The organism is Pseudoalteromonas sp. 2CM41L, from assembly GCF_023161905.1.
Lineage (GTDB): Bacteria > Pseudomonadota > Gammaproteobacteria > Enterobacterales > Alteromonadaceae > Pseudoalteromonas > Pseudoalteromonas atlantica.
On record NZ_JALNTN010000015.1, the window covers coordinates 87070 to 106145 of the forward strand.

The following is a 19076-nucleotide window of genomic DNA, read 5'->3' on the forward strand; positions in this document are numbered from 1 at the left end:
TTTTTAAATATTACATTTTATTAAGCCTGACCTACAACCGCGTTAAACGTTTACTACTGTATTGTTTTTAAATAATATTTTTAAATCCACTTTTCGCTTTTGCTAATTATTTTTGGCACATAAGTTGATGCACTCATTTATAAATTTTTAAAAGGACTGCACATGACCGCTGAATATTTTATGGTGTTGGGGCTGCTTGGGGTGGCATTTTTTTCGGTAGCAGGTGCATTGCTCGGCTATGAAAAAAGCATAAGTGGTTTTGGTGTAGTGGTGGTAGCAACTGTTACAGCTTTAGGTGGCGGCACGCTAAGAGACATACTTTTAGATAAACCTATATTTTGGATAGCTACGCCTGAGTATTTATACTCAACTTACGCCGCTATTATTGCCACCATATTTTTTGTGCGTTACTTACCTCATGTAAATAACTATTACTTTTTATTAGTCGATGCTATAGGTATGGCATTATTTAATATTATGGGGATAGAAAAAGCCTTAATAAGCGGTACAGGTATGGTAATAGCGATAACAATGGGGATCACCACAGGGATTTTTGGCGGCCTAATACGAGATGTAATTTGCCGCGAAGTACCCTCAGTTATGCGAAACGAGCCCTATGCTTCAGCCTGTTTAGTAGGCGGCCTAGTTTATGCTGCGCTGTTTACCATAGAAGTCGATTACATTTGGTGTATTTTAGGCTCACTTTTTACCACTGTATTTTTAAGATTAGGCTCGCTTAAATGGGGCTGGCACCTAACCATTTTCAGAAAAAAAGATTTTAAAGATCAAAGAGAGTAGCTCTTAGTTATTTATAGGCTGGGTTTGCATATGGTACTCATAGTTATCTTCCCCAGTGACCTTAAAGCCTAGTCGAGTATAAAGTGCTTTAGCAGGGTTGTTTTTAAGTACTGTTAGTTTGATAGGCTTTAACTTTGCAGTTTTAATTACTTGCTCAATAACGCCTTTGCCGTAGCCTTTATTTTGATGGTTGGGGTGTATTTGTAATTGCATTATTTCAATGTGGCTACCCCATATTTTGTACTTTAGCGTACCTATAGTTTCACCATTAAACTGTATAAGATGAGAGCAATCGTATTGCTCGTCAACCCTTTCATTATGCTGTTGCTCAGTTAAAAATAACCCGGCCACCTCAAGGTGCTCTACCATAGTAAGTTTTCTAAGACATAATTAATAACCGCGCTTTTCACGCGTGGCTTTTGTAAACGTAAAAACCAAAATGCCCTTCCTTGTATTAAAAAATTTAACTTTAGTTGAATCACTTTTTGTAAAAATTAGGTCTTTATTAGCCATTACAGATTTAATGGGCACACAATGAACATAACACACACAAATAACGCACTCACCTTTTTACTTACACTCAGCTTTGCATTACTTGGTGTATCGTTTGCTTTAGGTGCAAACCCAAACACACTCTCAGCTACCTTTAGTTTTTATGAACTTGATACCTTACTCAGTAACAATACATTAGGTTTGCTCACGGGCACCGCGATGATTGCGTTGGCAGTCACCACCTTAGCTGCGCATTTAAAATTAATAAAGCCTGTGCCTGCAGTTATACTCGCATTAGTTGTTAGCATAGTGCCTTTGCTTACCTTATTTGCCAGTAACCGCTGGATGGCACAGTTAGGCGGCTTTCCAATTATTGGCAGTGGGCAAGGCATAATTAAATACTTTGCTATCATCCCTTTGTATTTATTTTTGTTTTATAAAAATAAACTAACAGACAAACAACACGTACTTTTAAACTTTATACCGGTTGCTATGGTGTTACTGTGGATTGGCGGCATGAAATTTTATGAGTTTGAAGCCAAAGCCATTGTAGGCCTAGTAGAAACCTCACCGTTTATGTCGTGGTTATACACGGTATTTAGCGTACAAGGCGCATCAAATATCATTGGTGGGTTTGATGTATTATTTGCAGTGTTACTTGGCATAGGCATTTTACTTAATAATAAAAAGCTTATTATTGTTAGTGGCTTAGCGTGTTTAAGCGTATTTTTAATGACCCAAACATTTTTAATTACCGCAAACGGCGCGTTTAGCTCAAGCACGTTATTAGAGCGTTTAGGGCAATTTGTAATTAAAGATTTATGGTATGTAGGTAACTTAATTGTTATTGCCACTTTAATGCTACTTAAACCTGCTAAATAATATATAAAGAGGACGTTATGATCAGTTGCAACCATTACGATTACATCGAAATTGCCTGTATGCACCATTTAAGCGTTGAGCTTATTTTAAAAAATGGTGATAGTGTATGTGGTGTAGCAACTGATACAAAACGCAATGCACTCAAACAAGAGTGCATTGCCATTAACGTAAATGGCGAGCTAAAGCTTATTGTGCTCACTACAATTAGTGTACTTAAAGCGCGTGAGAGTAATCCTTACTTTGACCATGTGAACTTTGATGTAAAGTAAATCACTAACCCATTCGTTTTATCATAAACACTTTAGCGGGCCTGTTTCATTATTATGTTAAGGCTCACTTATCTAACTAGTGCTTTAGCTAATTACGTGCTGAATGCACAAAGGCAAAATTTACCTTTAGAGTAAACTGTGCATATAAACAGTTATTCTGACTTTGTCCAATAACATTATTAAAAGTCGTTTTGGGGCAACATAACAAAGGCTTTTTCACTACTGTCTAATTGCTTGTTTACATTACAGTTATTTAGTGGAATTATTGAGCAATGTAATATGCGCCGCTTTGGGGCGTTATAAACCCCCAAAGTGGTGTTCAATAAGCTGTTAGGCATCAAGGAGATACCGTGAGTAATAATGAAGAACTTAAAGGGCTGTCCGGTTGGCTTATATTAGTTGGTATTGGAGTCGTAATGGGCCCAATCAGGCTCTTTGCTACAACCTTTCCTTTATTCCAACCAATATTTAGTGATGGTACGTGGGAAGCTTTAACGACCGTTGGCTCGGAAGCATACAGTCCATTTTGGGCTCCACTTATAATTGGTGAAATTGTATATAACGTAGCAATGTTTGCTGCACTAATATATTTAGCATTTCTATTTTTCTCCAAGAACTATAGGTTTCCCTTCACTTACATATTAATAGTGGTGATTTCATTGATTTTTATACCCTTAGACTCATGGCTAGTACAGCTTGCCATGCCTGATGAGCCCTTTTGGGACCCAGAAACTGCTAAAGAATTTTTCAGAGTTCTGATAGGCGGAATAATCTGGGTACCGTATTTGCTTTTATCTAAAAGGGTTAAGGCAACCTTCGTTGAAAAAATGCCTCACAAATCAAGTCATCAGGACGCCAGCGAAGCTTGAGGCGTTAGCATTCAAATCTACAGCCTAATTATATTGCTCAAGGATTATCGTGAAATACTCTAGGATTGTACTCTTTTCAGTAGGCTTGTATTTATTACTAATTGCTTTATCAACAATAGCAACGTTGATTGTTGGCTTTGATGAGGTGACTCAAAGCACATCATACATTTATACTCATTACGTCCTCGGGTTTGGAACCTCTTTAATTGTTTATTGTTACTTAGGGTACAAGCAAACAGTGAGGCCTTATAAATACGCCTTTTAGTTGCGGCTGTTTATTGGTTTATTAACTTAAGTGTCGGTGCCTTACTATCTATTTTGATAGAAATATCAATGGAGCCTTTAATATATTTGATTCCAGCTTTGCTGCATGTAATGGCTGTTTTATTAGGCACGCAACTTGGTATTCAATTACGTAGTAAGAAAATTAAGCATAATAAAAAATTGTAAAGCAGAACGTAAACAGTTGGTTTGACTCCTGTATTGCTAATTTATGCCAACAACTTATTGTTTAGCAAAGCATTTTATATTCCTCCATCATTATTTAAGGATGACTTATGAATAACACAAAAGTGGTTTTAATAACGGGCGGAGGTCGAGGTATTGGTGCTGCAACATCTAAATTATTTGCATCAAAAGGGTATGCGGTTTGTATCAATTACAAGTCTAATCTAGCTTCGGCCGAAGCTGTCGCAAGCGATATTAGGGCTGCAGGTAATCGTTGTATTACAGTCCAAGCAGATGTTTCGGTTGAGAATGATGTGGTAAGGCTGTTTAAAAAAATTGATGCCGAGCTAGGCCCTTTATCAGTACTTGTTAATAACGCTGGTATTTTACGTAAGCAGTCGCGTTTGGAGGATTTAACAGCTGAAAGAATTAATACTATTTTAGCAAACAACGTGACTAGTTACTTTTTATGCTGTCGAGAGGCCATAAAGCGTATGTCTACACGCCATGGCGGAAAAGGTGGTGTTATTGTAAACGTTTCATCGGGGGCATCTCGTTCAGGTTCACCGAATGAATATATTGATTATGCTGCCTCAAAAGGGGCTATAGATACACTCACTAAAGGTTTATCACTAGAGGTTGCCTGTGAAGGAATTAGAGTTAATTGTGTGCGTCCTGGGCTAATTAATACGCAAATGCACGCTGATGGTGGTGAACCTGAAAGAGTAGAAAGGTTAAAGGAGCTTATTCCTCTTAAGCGTGGAGGTGAACCTGAGGAGGTGGCTGAAGCTATTTATTGGCTTTCATCAGCAAAGTCATCGTTTTCGACAGGGAATTTTTTAGACTTATGTGGTGGCCTTTAATACATAGCAAACCAATGTAATGGCAATTCCTCACGCTTAACACTTTTAAGTGGGTGTTATAAGCTAAAAAAGGATTGAATATGCTACTCGACTTCTCAGTTCTTGTTCACAAGCCTGCATTAATCAGGTAGTTATACTAAGCGTAGCAGCGACGCACAGATCAGTATTTCGATTTTAAAGCACTAACTGGCTTTAACTAAGTAAAAGCTATATCAGCCGCATTTATTAAATACAGCTATTCAAACACAACTATTCAAACACAACCCCCCCAAACACAGCTAAGCATAGAAGCTTCGCCAAATAACGTTATTTTAGTAAACGCGAGTTCATATTGCGGTGTGTAATATCTTTACACGCATTTTAAGTTAGGCGTTCGTACTGGGCGCTTATTTTTAGACTCCCTTTATTAGAGATACTTTTTATGAAGTTAAAGTTATTTATTGCCGCTATTATTGCCTCCTCTGTGTCGTTTCACGCGGCGCAAGCACAAGCAAGTGCTAAGTTTACTTTTGAAGATTTAAAAGCAATGGCAAAAGCCTCTGCCAAAAAGCCTTATACGCCTGTGGAAGTGCCAGCCCCTGAGCTTATCGATAAAATTACCTATGACGAACATTGGAAAATACGCTTTAAAGAAGATGAAACCCTCTACCCAAATGGCAAAAAGGCACCGGTACAATTATTTTACCCTGGGCGATATTTTCCTGAGCCGGTAAGTATTTTCATCAGAGATGATAAAAACAATGTTAAAGAACTGCCTTTTAATAATGCACTTTTTGATATGCCTGACGACAGCCCAGCCCACGACCTGCCAGAAGGGTTTGGGTTTGCAGGCTTTAGAATTATGCGCCCCGATATAAAACCAGATTGGATATCGTTTTTGGGGGCGTCTTATTTTAGAACTGATGGCCCTCAGGGGCAATATGGGTTGTCGGCTCGCGGTATTGCAATTAATACCGGTATGAGTGAGCCAGAAGAATTTCCACGCTTTTCGGCATTTTGGCTAGGCCCTGCAGAAAATAAAGGTGAGAGCATGTCTGTGTGGGCTTTGCTTGAGGGGCCCTCTGTTACAGGTGCTTATCGGTTTGGTTTAAGTAAAGATAACAAAGAGGCCAAAGGGCATGTTACCTCTGTAAGTGCTAATTTGTATATGCGCGCCGATGTAGAGCGCTTAGGTATAGCGCCGCTAACCAGCATGTATTGGTACTCAGAAAAAGATAAAACGGTAGCGAAAGACTGGCGCCCAGAAATTCACGACAGCGATGGCTTAGCGATTCATACTGGGTCGGGCCAGTATATTTGGCGACCGTTAAATAATCCGCAGTCGGTGTCGACCAATAGCTTTATTGATGAAAACCCTAAAGGCTTTGGCTTAATCCAAAGAGACCGTGACTTTAATAACTACCAAGACGACGGCGTGTTTTACAATAAGCGTTCATCAGCGTGGATCAAGCCTACGGGTGATTGGGGGAGAGGCGCTGTGCAGCTAATCGAAATCCCAACCAAAGATGAAACGTTTGATAACATTGTTGCCTATTGGGTGCCTGAAAAAGAGGTACGTAAAGGCGATGAGTTTACCTTTTCTTATGATATTGAGTGGCGTCCACTCGATCCAAAATCAAAAACACTGGCAAGTGTTGTTAATACTCGCCAAGGGCAGGGCGGAATTCCTGGCCAGCCTATACCTGAGGGCGTAAACAAAATGGTGATTGATTTTGAAGGGCCAGTGTTTAAAGGCCTAGATAGAGAAAGTGGCATAAAGCCTATTGTTGAAGCCAGTAACGGCGAAATACTGGAGCCAATTGGTGCTTACCCAATAGTGGGAACCAACCAATGGAGATTAGCATTTGACTACAAACAGAGCAATAACGACCCCGTAAGCATACGCGCGTATTTGGTTGATAAAAACGAAGAGGCGATAACCGAAACATGGGTAAGTGATGCAAAGGTAACGATTGAGTAACTAAGCTAAGGTTTAATAAGCTTAAGTAAAGCAAATGGCTATATAGTTGTGCGGTATATAGCCATTAACATTCAAACCTTAGTAAGCATGTTGAATGGCAAAATAGACGAGAGATTACTTTCGATGCTTAAGTTTAGTCCAGCCAATTTTGAAAATTACTACAGCAGAAATTATTAGCATTATTGAAAAAGTGTGTTGACCAAAAGCTTGAAAAACAAGCCATGCTGCAATAGTTATTAGTATGCAACCTATTAAAAATAAAATATTTTTTAACATCCTATGTTCTCCATTTCCAAAATATCAAAGTATACGTATTCGTTTTTTATTAAGCTATTTATGAATGCTTATTATTAGGACGAAGCGCGCTAATTAACAAATGTATGGCTGCATACACTTTTAGTTTATTTAATTATTACCCAGTCTAGTGTGATACTTATTTCATAAGGCTATTTTAGTCGCTTGTATACCCACTGCTTTCTTAATTTACCTTGATAAACCCTAATTTATAGTTAAAATGGCCGGCTTATTTAACGAATGTACCTACTTTATTACTGACATAGTAATAAAAGCTGCATTAATAGATGTAAATACTAAGCGTGCGATTTTAAGGCGTGTTATTTACCTCGTTTTATACCAATCCTCAAAACAGGTTACTTAATTAAGCGAATTGGTATTTGTAAATTTACGTTAGGACGAAAATTGGTTTGATCTCATTGAACGACGATTTAATTGTAGGTAAAGGGGCGCATAGAACGTGTTACAGGCATCCTGAGGCACATAATTTATGTATAAAAGTAAGCCATGAAGGGTTTTCGCAGGAGCAAGATCAAGAGCTGGCTTATTATAAGCGACTTAGTAACCGGAACATTCAGTGGCAGTTGTTAGCGCGATACCATGGTACGGTACACACCAATATTGGCACAGGGTACGTGTTTGACTTAGTGATTGATGCAAATAATCAGCCGGCTAAAACGCTAGAATATTATTTAAATCAGCCAAATAGTGAAGCCTTAGCCGAGCCACTATTAAACTTAAAAGATTATTTATTACACAATTTAGTGATCACCAAAGAAATAAAACCACGCAATATAGCGTGTGTTAATAATAACGGCACCATTGAGCGGTGTGTTGTTGTTGATGATATTGGTAATACTGAGTTTTTTCCTATTAGTAATTACGTGAGCTCATCGGCTAAGCGTAAAATAAATAGAAAATGGCAGCGCTTTGAAGCGAGTTTAAATGAGCTTGGCTTAAGCCTTAATTAAGTTTTAAACTCCGACTTTAAATACTGGCTTTAATTAATAACCACAGCCCCGTTTAATACGCAGGGCTAAGCTAACAACACATAGCCTACCCTGCGCTTAATAACCGTTAGTTACTTTTCTAACTCTTTTACATACAGCATGAGCGCGCTGTACATTACGCTAAGGGCTTTTGTTACATCCTCATCAATAACAGCTTCTGCGGGGTGATGGCTTATCCCGCCAGGGCTGCGTATAAATAGCATGCCTACAGGGCAAATAGGGGCAATAGCCATGGCATCGTGTCCAGCGCCAGAGGCAAGTGAAGGCGAGGCTTGGTTATTCAATTTACAGGCACTGCTAAACAATTGTTGAATCTGAGTGTCGCACGCTACGGCGTCGGCCGCATGTGTCCATTGCCAATCAAGCGTTAAATTACGCGATGTAGCAATTTGATCGGCGCGGGTATGTATTGCATTAAGTAATACTGCTAGGTCGGCATCATTTTGTGCGCGTGCATCTAGGCTTATGGTCGTTTTACCGGCAATAACATTTGTAGCGCCTGGGCGAGCATGAATTTGCCCTACGGTGGCTACTTCACCATTACTCGCGTTTTTTGCTAGTTGCTCTATGGCAAGGGTAAGCTCGGCGCAGCCAACTAACGAATCTTGGCGTAAGTTCATTGGCGTAGTGCCTGCATGGCCGCTTAGGCCTGTTAGGGTGATCATAGCGCGTTTGGCGCCAGCAATAGCGGTTACTACGCCTAGCGCCTGGTTTACCGATTCAAGCACTGGGCCTTGCTCTATGTGGGTTTCCCAATAACCGAGTAATTCGTTTTTGTTAAGGGCGGCTTTAGCGTAATCATCAGGGTTTAGGCCAAAATCAAGCATGGCTTGGCGCATACTAATGCCGTTTGTATCTTGTATATTTAACCACTGGGGGTCAAATTCGTTCGCCAGTGCTTTTGAGCCAATTAACGTGGTGGCAAAGCGAGTGCCTTCTTCATCACAAAAGCCCACTACATCTAAATGAAATGGTAAATCAAGCTTAAGCGTGTGTGCAAGGGCGGCTATTTCAATACCGAGTAGCACACCTAAAATACCATCAAATGCACCGGCGTTTGGTACGGTGTCTAGGTGTGAGCCAATAATTAAACGTTTAGCGTTTGGGTTAGATGATGCTAAGCGCCCCCATAAATTGCCGACTTCGTCTTGCCACGATTGCATGCCCGCCTCAGCCATCCATTCAGCAGTGACACGGTTACACTCTTTGTGCTCTTTAGATAAATACACACGGTGAATGCCACCTTGCATTTGCGATAGGCCACTGAGCGTTTTACAGCGCAATAACGCGCGCGCGGCAAATTTATTAGCCAGCTCACTGTTTAATAATGGCTCATGGAGGGGGCTTGCAATCGTCATGCTAAATCCTTTTTTATTTATAATGGGCAAGGGCGGCAATAGCGGCTTCGCCTTTAGGGCCTTTATAGCCGTTGGCGTGTAAGCAGGCATCTAGGCTTGCCAATGTTTGTAATACGGCATCTTTACGGGCGTTGTAACCCATGGTGCCAATACGCCAAATTTTGCCATGCAGCGGCCCAAACGAGGTGCCAATTTCAATACCAAAGTCGGTTAGCATTTGTCCGCGTACGTGGTCAGCATTAATGCCTTCGGGTATGTAAACACCCACTACGTTGTTCATTTTATGGTTTAAGTCGCCAAATACGTTTAAGCCCAGCGCTTGAATACCCGTTAGCATGGCATCGCCGTGTAACTTGTGGCGGGCAACGCAGTTATCAACGCCTTCTTCAATAACAATGCGAGCACATTCTGATGCGCAATACAGCATGCTGGTGGCTTCGGTGTGGTGGTTAAGGCGCTCTTCGCCCCAGTAATTCATGATCATGCCTAAATCAAAGTAGTTTGAGCGTACAAATGGCTCGGTGCCATCGGTATGCTGCGCGGTACGAATACCCGCTTCTACTTTTTTGCGTTTTTGGATCCAATCGGCGCATTTATCGCTCAGTGTTAAAGGGGCAGAGCCAGACGGGCCACCTAAACATTTTTGCAATCCAACCGAAAGCGCATCGAGCTTCCACTCATCGGCGGGTAAATCGTTACCTACAATCGAAGCGGTGGCATCGCAGTAAAATAATACGTCGTGCTTTTGGCAAATATCGCCAATGTGTTCAAGGGGTTGGTTCATGGTTGTAGAGGTATCGCCCTGTACCATAGCAAGTACATGGGGTTTTACATCAACAATGGCTTTTTCTATTTGTTCGGGGGTAAATACCTCGCCCCACGGAACTTCTATGGTGTGTACTTTTGCGCCTACGCGCTCGGCTATTTCAGCAAGCAAGTGGCCAAAGCGGCCCATAATGGGCACCAGTACTTTATCGCCTGGGCGTAAAATAGAGCATAAAACGGCTTCTATGCCTGCGCGCGATGTACCATCAACTAACATGGTCCATTCGTTTTTGGTTTTAAAAATTTCGCGATAGCGAGCCATGGTTTCGTTCATAAAACCGGTCATTACTGGGTCGTATTGGCCAATTAGCTGCGCCGACATAGCACGTAGCACGCGTGGATCTGCATTTATTGGGCCTGGGCCCATGAGTAATCGCTGTGGCGGATTTAAAGTTTGAATTTGCGTGTCGCTAAACATGTTTTAGGCTCCCAGAGTCTGAATAAGCATACGAATGCCCGTTATCATTAATACAACGGCAAAGGCGCGTTTTAATTGTTTTTGATCTAGCTTGCTACCAATTTTTACGCCAATAGGGGCAAACAAAATAGTAAGCGGAATAATAAGTATAAAAGCAGGTAGGTTTACAAGGCCCCACGTGCCAAGCGGCGCATCGGTGGGTGTAGTACCAATACTTAATAAAGTAATAACGCCCGGTAACGCGATTAATAAGCCAAATACAGCAGCGGTGCCAACGGCAACATGAGCACGTACGTTAAACGCGTTTAGCATAGGTACGCCAATAGTGCCGCCACCTATGCCAATCATTACCGATAAACCACCGACAATACTTGCCATAATGCCTTGGCCAAATTTACCTGGTAATTTACTAACAAGGGCAGGCGCGCCGGCTCTAAATAACATGTTTAAACTTACTAAAATGGCAATACAGGCAAACATAAGTACCAATGCATTACCGCGTATAGAATGAGCTAAGTAGCTACATATCACGGCCATTACCAAAATAAACGGGGCCCAGTATTTAATTAAAGCAAGGTCGATATTGCCTTTTGCATGGTGCGAGCGAATCGACGAAATAGAAGTAGGCACTATGGTGGCAAGCGATGTCGCTGTGGCTATCATCATGGCCGACTCAGGGCTTACGCCAAAGCCTTGCAGTAAAAAGTACAGCACAGGCACAATTACTATGCCGCCGCCTACACCAAACAGGCCTGCTAAAATACCTGCAAAAATACCGGTTGCTATTAAGGCCGCTATAATCGGCCATTGATTTATTATTTCTGTCATTGTGTTCCTGCTGTAGTTACTGTTGCGCGACCATCTGAACGAGGATCGGTGGCTGCTTCAAGGCTGGTAGGCGTATCTAAAATGGCACCTGCATGACCCATCATTTCATTGTTATTATCAACGCTTACCCAGTCGTGGTCACGTTGATTTAATTCATGTTTAACTTGAATTACTAAGCTTTGCTCTACCTTTAAATTTGTGCTTGTATCGCCCCAGGTGCGCCCTAATAACCAACGCGGATCGCTTACTGCTTGGGTAATTGATTTATTACGCCATGCGTAACCACTAAATACAGCAGCTTGTGTTTGTGGCTGGCCTTCGCCGCCCATGGTGCCGTAGGCAAGGCGCCTACCATCGTCAAATTTTGCTAAAGCAGGGTTGAGTGTATGAGCCGGTTTTTTATGCGCTTTTAAGGCATTGGCATCGTTGCTATTTAAACTAAAACTTAAACCGCGGTTATTCCACACAAAGCCGCCTTCGCTCATCAAAATGCCGCTGCCAAATTCCCAGTAAACACTTTGAATAAAGCTTACTAGTTGGCCGTTTTTATCCCGTGCGGCCATCCAAACGGTATCGCCTGGCTCTGCATTAAATGGCCATTGCTTGGCTTGGCTCATATCTATATTGCTGGCAAGCGCACTTAAGCGCTCATCAGTTAATGCGTTTTTATAATCATCGCCAAGCGCGTCTGGGTCGGCCCAAAGTGTAGGGCGGTGAGTAAAGCTTTGTTTGGTTGCCTCAACAATTAAGTGCATCCAATCAGCCTCTGTTTTGGCTAAATGTTTTAGTTTATTAACAGCGCCAATTATTTGCAGAGAATGTACGCCTTGTGTGGGGGCGGGTAAGTTATAACACTGTATGCCCGATAAATTAGCACTGAGCGGCGTTACTAAATCGGCCTGCGTATTGGCAATATCAGCGCGTGTAATTGCACTGCCTGCGGCAGCTAAATCGTTTGCAAACGACTCTGCTAAAGGCCCTTGGTAAAAGGCGTTTAAGCCATGCTCGGCTAAGTGCTCAAAGGTATTGGCAAGTTTTGGGTTTTTAAAATGTTGGCCCGCTTGCAACGGTTTACCGTTGGGTATGTAAAGCTCTTTAAAGGCAGCATTAGTGTTTGAAGCGGTAGCAAGCTTTTCGCAGCCTGCTTGCAAGCTTTTAGATACTGTAAAGCCATCGCGCGCGAGCTTTATGGCTGGGGCTAAAATAGTACTTAGTGAAAGAGCTGCGTGCTCATCTACCGCAAGGGCTTTTTGCCAGCCGCGAAGTGTTGCAGCCTGAGTAAGCGCGCTTAAACCGCCGCGCTCTGGTATGTGTGGCTCATTGCTATAGGCGCTTATATCGTTTGGTGCGCGCCCGCAGGCATCAATGGCAGTGGGTATACTTTGGTTTGGGTTATCAATAAGCCAAAAACTGTCGCCGCCAATTGAGTTCATATGCGGATATACCACGCTAATAGCAGCCGCTGCCGCTACCATGGCTTCAGTGGCTGTACCGCCATGTTTTAGTATTAAGGTGCCTGCCTCGGTTGCTGCAAAATGCGGGGCAGTAAAGGCAATGTTGTGTGTGCTCATGCAAGAGTGTCCTGTTTAAAGTGGGCAGCTAATTGTTGTACGCAGGCAAGTAGGCTTTTATCGTTGCCGTGGCTCATCATTAATGAAAACCCATACGGGTGGCCATTTTCTAAATTAGCCAATGGTAAGTGTACTTGCGCCGAGCGGCTCAAGCCCGCAATGGCCGATAAGGTGATTATTTGCATGCGTAAGGCGCTTGTGTCGGCGCCCAATTTAGGTGCAGTTGTGGGTGTGGTTGGCAAAAATAAACAGCTGTTTGTGTTTAGGTTTTTAGCGATTAGTGTTTGCCACTGGGTTTGTACATTTAGTGCTTCTTGCTCTTCTTGGGCGGTTAGGGCAAGCGCCATGTTAAAACGTGCCGCAATTGCCGGAGCAAACTGGGGAAGTTGCCCTGGCAATTGAAGCCAATCTTTATGCGTTTTTGCGATTGCTCGCCCTTGCAGTATTCTAAAGCTGTCAGCCAGTTCGCTTAATAAGCTGCTGTTAGGCAGTTCAAATTCTTTATGGTGTTTAAAATAAGGTTTGGTTTTTTCAAGCAGTTGTTTAAGTGGGGCTTGTAATGCAGGGTCAACCAGCTCAAATAATGGCTCGCAAATAACTAAAGTATCAACGTTATTAATAGCTTGATTTGGTAACAGTACATTGCCTACATCGCTTAGCAGCTCTGCATTTTGCGTAAGCCAGCCAATGGTATCAAATGGGGGCGCTAGCGGTATTAGGCCATCTTTTTCAATTACGTTATGGCTTGGCCTTATACCAAATAAGCCACAATAACTTGCAGGTATCCTTATAGAGCCACCAGTATCAGTGCCTAAGCCAATATCGGCTAGGTTAGCCGCCACAGCTGCTGCCGAGCCCATACTTGAGCCGCCACTTGCATGGCCTTTAAGTTTTGGGTTTTGTGCTGCACCATAGTGAATGTTATTGCCCTCTAAGCTGTAGGCCAGCTCATCGGTATGGGTAAAGCCTGTAAAGCGACAACCTTCATTCATTAGTTTGTTTACGGCACTTGCTGTTTGCTGTGCAGGTTTTGCTGCTTTAAACCAGCTTGGGTTACCTGCGCTGTTGCGCTCGCCTTTAACAGCAAATACATCTTTTACCGCAAGGCGCTTATTTACAAGTTTGCCGTGGGTTTGTATTTGCCATGCGTTAGGGCCATGGTCACAAAAAATACCGGTAAAATTATTATGTGTTTTGGTACTCATATCACCACTCGTTATAAAGTAAATCTGACCAACTGGTTATAATCAGATTTAGGATGATTAAAAAGACGAATTAGTTATTATTATTTTTTAGCCCACTGCGTAACATCTTATTTTTATTTTACAGAGCCTGATCCGCTTTTTAATCGGTTAGCTATTATATTGCCTAAAAGCTAAGCAAAAGCAATGCCAAATGCAATAAAGTTGTCCGTTCGGTCAGGTTTTGTTTGGTTTGTATGGGGTTTAGCAGATATTTATAAAAATATAAGTATTAAAGAAGGCGTAATTTAGAGGTGAAAACACACCAAGTTGGTGCGTGATTGCACCAACTTGGTTGCAAATATGGCGTTTATAGTAATGCGTTGGGGCTAATAATTAAGCCATTTACATCGGCGTATAGCCAATCGTTAGGGTTAATTGTGGTACTAAGCATGGTCACTGTTTGATTTTTATCTCCAAAGCCACGCTTTAATGTACTGCGCGGGGTTGAGCCCAGTGCCATAACCGGTAAATCCATTGTGGCAAGTATTTCAATGTCGCGGCAACAGCCGTTAATAATCACGCCTTCCCAGCCGTTTTTTAACGCGCGCTCCGCCATAATATCGCCTATAAAAGCAAAGCGTTTGCTAGCGAAGCCATCAATAACCAGTACTTTACCCTTGCCGTTTTCATGCAGTATGTCGGCGGCAAACGAGTTATCGTCTGGGCAGGTAACGGTAACTGCTTGGCCACTAAATGTGGTTTTTTTACCAAAGTGGCGCAGGCCGCTGTCGGCTACTTGTACGCTATTGCGGTGATCGTCAAATAAGTCTGGGGTGGTAAAGTTATCCATGGGTTAAGCCTCACTGTGCTCAGGTATTTTTAAACCAATACCTTTTAAAATTATGTGGGCAGTTGATTGCGTTATTTGTGCCACATCGGTTTCGTCGTATTCTAATTTGTTCATTACCAGTAACACTTCGGCCTGAAAGTCGGCGTAGTACTGCGTAGTTGACCAAATGGTAAATAATAAATGGTAAGGGTCAACATTATCCATTTTGTTTGCATCTATCCAGGCCTGAAACACATCTACCTTTTGTTTTACCCACGGGCGTGTGTTGGTTCTAAAGTAGTTTTGCAAATAAGGAGCGCCGCGCAGTATTTCACTGGCAAATAAACGTGATTGCAGCGGCTGGTTTACGGCAAGTATGACTTTGCTTTTAATATAGTGATACAACACATGCGCAGGGTCGTCCTCAGGGGTTACGTTATCTAAGCCTAAGTTCCAGTGTGCAATAATGCGGTCTATTACGTTTTCGTATAGGCCGTCTTTGCTTTTAAAATAATATAAAATATTGGCCTTAGGAACGCCTGCTTCTTTGGCAACCATACTCATACTGGTGCCATCGTAACCAAGCTGAGAAAACAATTGCTCGGCGGCATCGAGTATTAATGTTTGGTTTTTTACTCGGGTGAGTTCTTTTTTATTTGGCTTTGTTTGTGTGCTCATTATGGCGATGCTGTTTTTAACGTGTTGAATGATTGTAACTTTACTGACCAAAAGGTCAAACACTTAAGTTCAGGCCAAAAACATCTTTATAACAATAAATGATGAGCAACAATTGTTTAACCCACTAATTACTGTTAGCGTAACGTCAAACGTAAGTAGTACTTTTAGGTAGTTAATGGACTTTTTTTCTAATCATAAATACACGCTTTATGGCATTGCCGCTATTTTATTATGGAGTTGTTTAGTGGCTCTGCTCAGGGATGTTTCGGAGTTATTTGGCCCTATAGGTGGGGCGGCACTTATGTACAGTGTAAGCGCGCTGTTTTTAATTTTGGTAATGGGACGGCCTAAGTTTGCTGGGTTTAATAAGCGCTATATTATTTGGGGTACTGCTTTATTTGCACTTTACGAGGTGTGTTTAGCGCTGTTTGTAGGGCTTGCTAATAATCGCCACCAAGCGGTAGAAATGGCAGTTATAAATTATTTATGGCCCACACTTACCATTTTGCTCAGTATTATGGTTAACCGTAGTAAAGTAAGTGTTTGGATTTACCCCGGTATGCTACTCGCTTTTTTTGGTGTGGCTTGGTGCGTTGGTGGCGATAGTGGGTTATCACTTAATAGTATTATGGGCAATTTTGCCAGTAACCCAACGGCCTACTTATTGGCGTTTGTAGCGCCTTTTATTTGGTCTGTTTACTGTGTAATTACTCAAAAAAATAGCAATGGGCAAAATGCCATTGTGCTGTTTTTTATCGCCACAGCACTAAGCTTATGGGTGTTGTATGGATTAAGTGACGAGCCAAAAATGACCTTTACACTGCACGCGACCGTAACGCTTGTGCTAGCTGGTGTGGTTGTTGGCAGCGGGTATGCTCTTTGGAACCAAGCTATTATTGGCGGTAACTTAATGTTGCTTGGTACGCTTTCGTATTTTACGCCGGTTTTTTCAGCGATTATTTCGGCGCTTTATTTATCTATTACCCTTAGTGCCTCGTTTTGGCAAGGAGTAATAATGGTAACTGGCGGCTCACTCGTATGCTATTTCGTAACGCGTGAAAAACCAGTTAAAAAGCAAATTAACGCCGTAAATTAACGGTGTAAACGCATCCTTTTTTAACTGTGTTTGTTTAGCCAATTAAGCGCAAGTGGCCATAATCCGTCAGATTTTTTGCTAAAAAATTTCATATGGCCAATTTCCTTTAAACCATAGTCGTGTGGGTTTAAGGTTAGGGTTTGTGCTTTTAATTTAGGAAAAACCGAGAGCATATCGGCAACATTTGCATTGTTAGCAATATCGTCATCGGTAGCATTAACCCATATTGAGGGCATAGAAAGCGTGTTGTAACAGTGTTGGAATACGGTATCACCAAATGCTGATTGCACATACCCTTGGGCGTTACACCATTTTCGCCATTGTTTAGCTACGCCTTTAGGTAGTGGCTCGCCCATGCCAAACCACTGCGATTTAGTATGACCAAACAAGGCATTACTAAAGGGTATAACCCCATTCATAAAAAAGTGCGCTTTAACCTGATACGCTAAGCTCATATTAGTTAATTTACCCGACGAGCAAGCAAAATTAAACGCGGAGTTTAGCTCGTTAGCGTTATGCATTAGCCCCACTAATTGCCCGCCGGCGCTATGACCCACTAAATGATACTGCGTATTAGGAAATACCCTTTGCAAATGCTCAAGTACCGCAGGCATGTCTTGCTCACCCCAACTTTGTAAACTGGCTTTGCTTTTTTTAATGCTGCGGTTAAGCGATTGGCCAATGCCACTGTTATCAAACGTAATAACGCCAAAGCCATGTTGCTGTAAGTAAGTAGCAAAGTTTGCATAAAACTGCTGCTTTATACCGGTTGCAGGGGCAATCATCACCGCACCTTTAATAGGGCTGGTGGGTGTAAATAGGTGTGCGCTTAGAGTTTGCCTGTCGTTACAGGTTATAGTGACGTGCTTTGAAGCGTTTGTGTTCATTACTTATTATTGCTTTTTTAAATGCTCAATTTAAAAATGGTAGCTGGTTAGACCAGCTTAATCAAGAATAGAATAACAGCTTAAACCAAAGCTTAATTACCAGGGGGCGATATATCGGTTTGTATCGTGTTTAGCGCTGACGTTTTGTAAAGGGGCAAAGTAGTAAAAGGGGTTTAATTTGTTAGCTTAAACCCCGTTGTAAAACTATACTGGCGTACTTGTATTGTGAGCAGATTTTGCTTTTACTTTTTTGGCACTAAAGTAAAATATAAGTGCAAATACTACCGCACTAAAATCAACAGTAATACTTTGATAATATTTAAAATAGTGCTCTGTTAACAAGGCTTGTAATAGGGTAGAGCCCGCCATGCAAAAGCACAAACCTGCAAGGCTAACTAATCCCCAATAACTTGCGTGCCGAGTCCCTTTTTTAAAGGTGTAGGCGCAACAGATTATTTTGGTGACGACAGCAGTGACTCAAAAGCAATTTATTCAGAAACAAGCTTTAAGTTAACTAAAGCATTTACGCTCACCGCAGGGCTTAGAATAGAGCGCGAAGAGCAGCTTCGTAATTTTGATATGGCTTTTGGGGGGAGTAGGTTAGTTGAGCAATTAGATGACTCTAACACTATAAAATTACCTACATTAGCGATTCAATACGAAATTACAGATGAAACAACGTTATCGGCCAGCGCCCGTAGAGGTTATAACTCGGGTGGCGGCGCGTTAGATTTTACCGCACAAGAGTATTACTACTACGACCAAGAATCAGTAAACACCTACGAGCTAGGCTCGCGCAGTGTACTTCATAATGGTGATATTAATATTAGTGCGAACATTTTTTATAATAACTTTGGCGGGTATCAAGCGTTAAGTTCAGATAGAAAAATCACTAATATTGATGATGCTCATAGCTATGGTTTAGAGCTTGAAGCATACAGTATGTTAGGTGAGCAAAGGCAACTCCATGCAGGGCTTGGGTTACTTAAAACTAAAATAGATGAATCGGCCACGTACAGCGATGCAGTTGGCAACGAGCTTAACTCTGCACCAGAGCTTACAGCTAGCTTAGGGTTGTCGCATTGGTTTACTGATAGCTTAAAAGTTAATGTAAGTGCTAATTATGTGGATGAATATTATGGTGATTTAACTAATACACAAGAGCGTATTGCCGGTGGTTACACAATTACATGTGCCACAATTAGTTACGATAGTGAGCATTGGTTAATGAGCGCTTATATTAACAACGCGTTTGATGAAGAGGAATATACATCGGTAGAACCTGCAAGCGGGCGTTACCCAACAGGCTATGTGGCTGTTGTTAACCCTCAAACGCTTGGTGCGTCTGTAACGTATCGCTTTTAAGTGTCTCTTAAATAATGCACCGCAAAGTATAACTTACTCTTTTGGTATAATAATTTGAAGCCCTATGATATTAGGGTTGTCCCGTCCTGAAATAGGTTGACGGTTTTAATGAAAGACTTGGTGCGAAAGCGCCAGGTCTTTTTTATGCACTTG

18 protein-coding genes are annotated in these 19076 nt (G+C 41.8%); 9 read left to right on the forward strand and 9 right to left on the reverse strand.

Going from position 1 to position 19076, the window contains the following annotated elements:
• The first annotated feature begins 162 nt into the window (after positions 1 to 162).
• Complete coding sequence (locus MTF64_RS15875) at positions 163 to 798, forward strand: trimeric intracellular cation channel family protein (RefSeq protein WP_058547789.1); 636 nt, start codon at positions 163 to 165, stop codon at positions 796 to 798.
• 3 nt (positions 799 to 801) lie between these two features.
• Here MTF64_RS15875 and MTF64_RS15880 read toward each other — a convergent pair whose 3' ends face one another.
• The gene (locus MTF64_RS15880; protein WP_248451963.1) at positions 802 to 1167 is read right to left on the reverse strand and encodes a GNAT family N-acetyltransferase; all 366 of its coding nucleotides are present in this window, start codon (positions 1165 to 1167) and stop codon (positions 802 to 804) included.
• A gap of 165 nt (positions 1168 to 1332) precedes the next feature.
• Here MTF64_RS15880 and MTF64_RS15885 point away from each other — a divergent pair, with 165 nt between their 5' ends.
• From MTF64_RS15885 to MTF64_RS15910, 6 genes are all read left to right on the forward strand, one after another.
• Complete coding sequence (locus MTF64_RS15885; protein WP_248451964.1) at positions 1333 to 2172, forward strand: DUF417 family protein; 840 nt, start codon at positions 1333 to 1335, stop codon at positions 2170 to 2172.
• A gap of 17 nt (positions 2173 to 2189) precedes the next feature.
• Positions 2190 to 2441, forward strand: a complete 252-nt coding sequence (locus tag MTF64_RS15890; protein WP_248451965.1) for a Rho-binding antiterminator — start codon at positions 2190 to 2192, stop codon at positions 2439 to 2441.
• A 350-nt stretch (positions 2442 to 2791) separates the two neighbouring features.
• A complete protein-coding gene (locus MTF64_RS15895) occupies positions 2792 to 3310 on the forward strand; it encodes a DUF2569 domain-containing protein (RefSeq protein ID WP_248451966.1) in 519 nt (172 codons plus the stop codon).
• Between the two features lie 557 nt (positions 3311 to 3867).
• On the forward strand, positions 3868 to 4620 hold the full coding sequence (locus tag MTF64_RS15900) for an SDR family oxidoreductase (RefSeq protein WP_248451967.1): 753 nt from the start codon (positions 3868 to 3870) through the stop codon (positions 4618 to 4620).
• Positions 4621 to 5041: 421 nt separating this feature from the next.
• Complete coding sequence (locus tag MTF64_RS15905) at positions 5042 to 6580, forward strand: glucan biosynthesis protein (RefSeq protein ID WP_248451968.1); 1539 nt, start codon at positions 5042 to 5044, stop codon at positions 6578 to 6580.
• Between the two features lie 704 nt (positions 6581 to 7284).
• On the forward strand, positions 7285 to 7845 hold the full coding sequence (locus MTF64_RS15910; RefSeq protein ID WP_164834669.1) for a YrbL family protein: 561 nt from the start codon (positions 7285 to 7287) through the stop codon (positions 7843 to 7845).
• Positions 7846 to 7955: 110 nt separating this feature from the next.
• Here MTF64_RS15910 and MTF64_RS15915 read toward each other — a convergent pair whose 3' ends face one another.
• The 7 genes from MTF64_RS15915 to MTF64_RS15945 all read right to left on the reverse strand — a co-directional run bounded on the left by MTF64_RS15915 (position 7956) and on the right by MTF64_RS15945 (position 15575).
• Positions 7956 to 9242: an allantoate amidohydrolase gene (locus MTF64_RS15915; protein ID WP_248451969.1), complete on the reverse strand. Its 1287-nt coding sequence runs from the start codon at positions 9240 to 9242 to the stop codon at positions 7956 to 7958.
• 13 nt (positions 9243 to 9255) lie between these two features.
• On the reverse strand, positions 9256 to 10485 hold the full coding sequence (locus MTF64_RS15920; RefSeq protein ID WP_004587084.1) for an alanine--glyoxylate aminotransferase family protein: 1230 nt from the start codon (positions 10483 to 10485) through the stop codon (positions 9256 to 9258).
• A 3-nt stretch (positions 10486 to 10488) separates the two neighbouring features.
• A complete protein-coding gene (locus MTF64_RS15925; RefSeq protein ID WP_004587085.1) occupies positions 10489 to 11313 on the reverse strand; it encodes a sulfite exporter TauE/SafE family protein in 825 nt (274 codons plus the stop codon).
• Positions 11310 to 12884: a gamma-glutamyltransferase gene (locus tag MTF64_RS15930; RefSeq protein ID WP_248451970.1), complete on the reverse strand. Its 1575-nt coding sequence runs from the start codon at positions 12882 to 12884 to the stop codon at positions 11310 to 11312. Before MTF64_RS15930 ends, MTF64_RS15925 begins: the two co-directional genes overlap by 4 nt.
• Entirely contained in the window at positions 12881 to 14089 is a 1209-nt protein-coding gene (locus tag MTF64_RS15935; protein WP_248451973.1) for an amidase family protein, read from the reverse strand. Before MTF64_RS15935 ends, MTF64_RS15930 begins: the two co-directional genes overlap by 4 nt.
• A gap of 346 nt (positions 14090 to 14435) precedes the next feature.
• Entirely contained in the window at positions 14436 to 14918 is a 483-nt protein-coding gene (locus tag MTF64_RS15940; protein WP_054981718.1) for a putative 4-hydroxy-4-methyl-2-oxoglutarate aldolase, read from the reverse strand.
• A 3-nt stretch (positions 14919 to 14921) separates the two neighbouring features.
• Positions 14922 to 15575, reverse strand: coding sequence for a TetR/AcrR family transcriptional regulator (locus tag MTF64_RS15945; RefSeq protein ID WP_024032802.1), 654 nt, complete (start codon positions 15573 to 15575; stop codon positions 14922 to 14924).
• Positions 15576 to 15750: 175 nt separating this feature from the next.
• Between MTF64_RS15945 and yddG the strand changes: the two genes are divergently transcribed.
• A complete protein-coding gene (yddG, locus tag MTF64_RS15950) occupies positions 15751 to 16671 on the forward strand; it encodes an aromatic amino acid DMT transporter YddG (protein ID WP_248451975.1) in 921 nt (306 codons plus the stop codon).
• A 20-nt stretch (positions 16672 to 16691) separates the two neighbouring features.
• Here the strand turns inward: yddG and MTF64_RS15955 are convergent, their stop codons facing one another.
• Positions 16692 to 17558, reverse strand: coding sequence for an alpha/beta fold hydrolase (locus tag MTF64_RS15955; RefSeq protein ID WP_248451977.1), 867 nt, complete (start codon positions 17556 to 17558; stop codon positions 16692 to 16694).
• Positions 17559 to 17972: 414 nt separating this feature from the next.
• Between MTF64_RS15955 and MTF64_RS15960 the strand changes: the two genes are divergently transcribed.
• The gene (locus MTF64_RS15960; protein ID WP_248451978.1) at positions 17973 to 18923 is read left to right on the forward strand and encodes a TonB-dependent receptor; all 951 of its coding nucleotides are present in this window, start codon (positions 17973 to 17975) and stop codon (positions 18921 to 18923) included.
• Positions 18924 to 19076: the final 153 nt, after the last annotated feature.

What these genes read in the sequence shown, in the direction of transcription:
- MTF64_RS15875 (WP_058547789.1), top strand. Translation starts at nt 163, where the DNA reads ATGACCGCTGAATATTTTATGGTGTTGGGGCTGCTTGGGGTGGCATTT.
- MTF64_RS15880 (WP_248451963.1), bottom strand. Translation starts at nt 1,167, where the DNA reads ATGGTAGAGCACCTTGAGGTGGCCGGGTTATTTTTAACTGAGCAACAG.
- MTF64_RS15885 (WP_248451964.1), top strand. Translation starts at nt 1,333, where the DNA reads ATGAACATAACACACACAAATAACGCACTCACCTTTTTACTTACACTC.
- MTF64_RS15890 (WP_248451965.1), top strand. Translation starts at nt 2,190, where the DNA reads ATGATCAGTTGCAACCATTACGATTACATCGAAATTGCCTGTATGCAC.
- MTF64_RS15900 (WP_248451967.1), top strand. Translation starts at nt 3,868, where the DNA reads ATGAATAACACAAAAGTGGTTTTAATAACGGGCGGAGGTCGAGGTATT.
- MTF64_RS15905 (WP_248451968.1), top strand. Translation starts at nt 5,042, where the DNA reads ATGAAGTTAAAGTTATTTATTGCCGCTATTATTGCCTCCTCTGTGTCG.
- MTF64_RS15915 (WP_248451969.1), bottom strand. Translation starts at nt 9,242, where the DNA reads ATGACGATTGCAAGCCCCCTCCATGAGCCATTATTAAACAGTGAGCTG.
- MTF64_RS15920 (WP_004587084.1), bottom strand. Translation starts at nt 10,485, where the DNA reads ATGTTTAGCGACACGCAAATTCAAACTTTAAATCCGCCACAGCGATTA.
- MTF64_RS15925 (WP_004587085.1), bottom strand. Translation starts at nt 11,313, where the DNA reads ATGACAGAAATAATAAATCAATGGCCGATTATAGCGGCCTTAATAGCA.
- MTF64_RS15930 (WP_248451970.1), bottom strand. Translation starts at nt 12,884, where the DNA reads ATGAGCACACACAACATTGCCTTTACTGCCCCGCATTTTGCAGCAACC.
- MTF64_RS15935 (WP_248451973.1), bottom strand. Translation starts at nt 14,089, where the DNA reads ATGAGTACCAAAACACATAATAATTTTACCGGTATTTTTTGTGACCAT.
- MTF64_RS15940 (WP_054981718.1), bottom strand. Translation starts at nt 14,918, where the DNA reads ATGGATAACTTTACCACCCCAGACTTATTTGACGATCACCGCAATAGC.
- MTF64_RS15945 (WP_024032802.1), bottom strand. Translation starts at nt 15,575, where the DNA reads ATGAGCACACAAACAAAGCCAAATAAAAAAGAACTCACCCGAGTAAAA.
- yddG (WP_248451975.1), top strand. Translation starts at nt 15,751, where the DNA reads ATGGACTTTTTTTCTAATCATAAATACACGCTTTATGGCATTGCCGCT.
- MTF64_RS15955 (WP_248451977.1), bottom strand. Translation starts at nt 17,558, where the DNA reads ATGAACACAAACGCTTCAAAGCACGTCACTATAACCTGTAACGACAGG.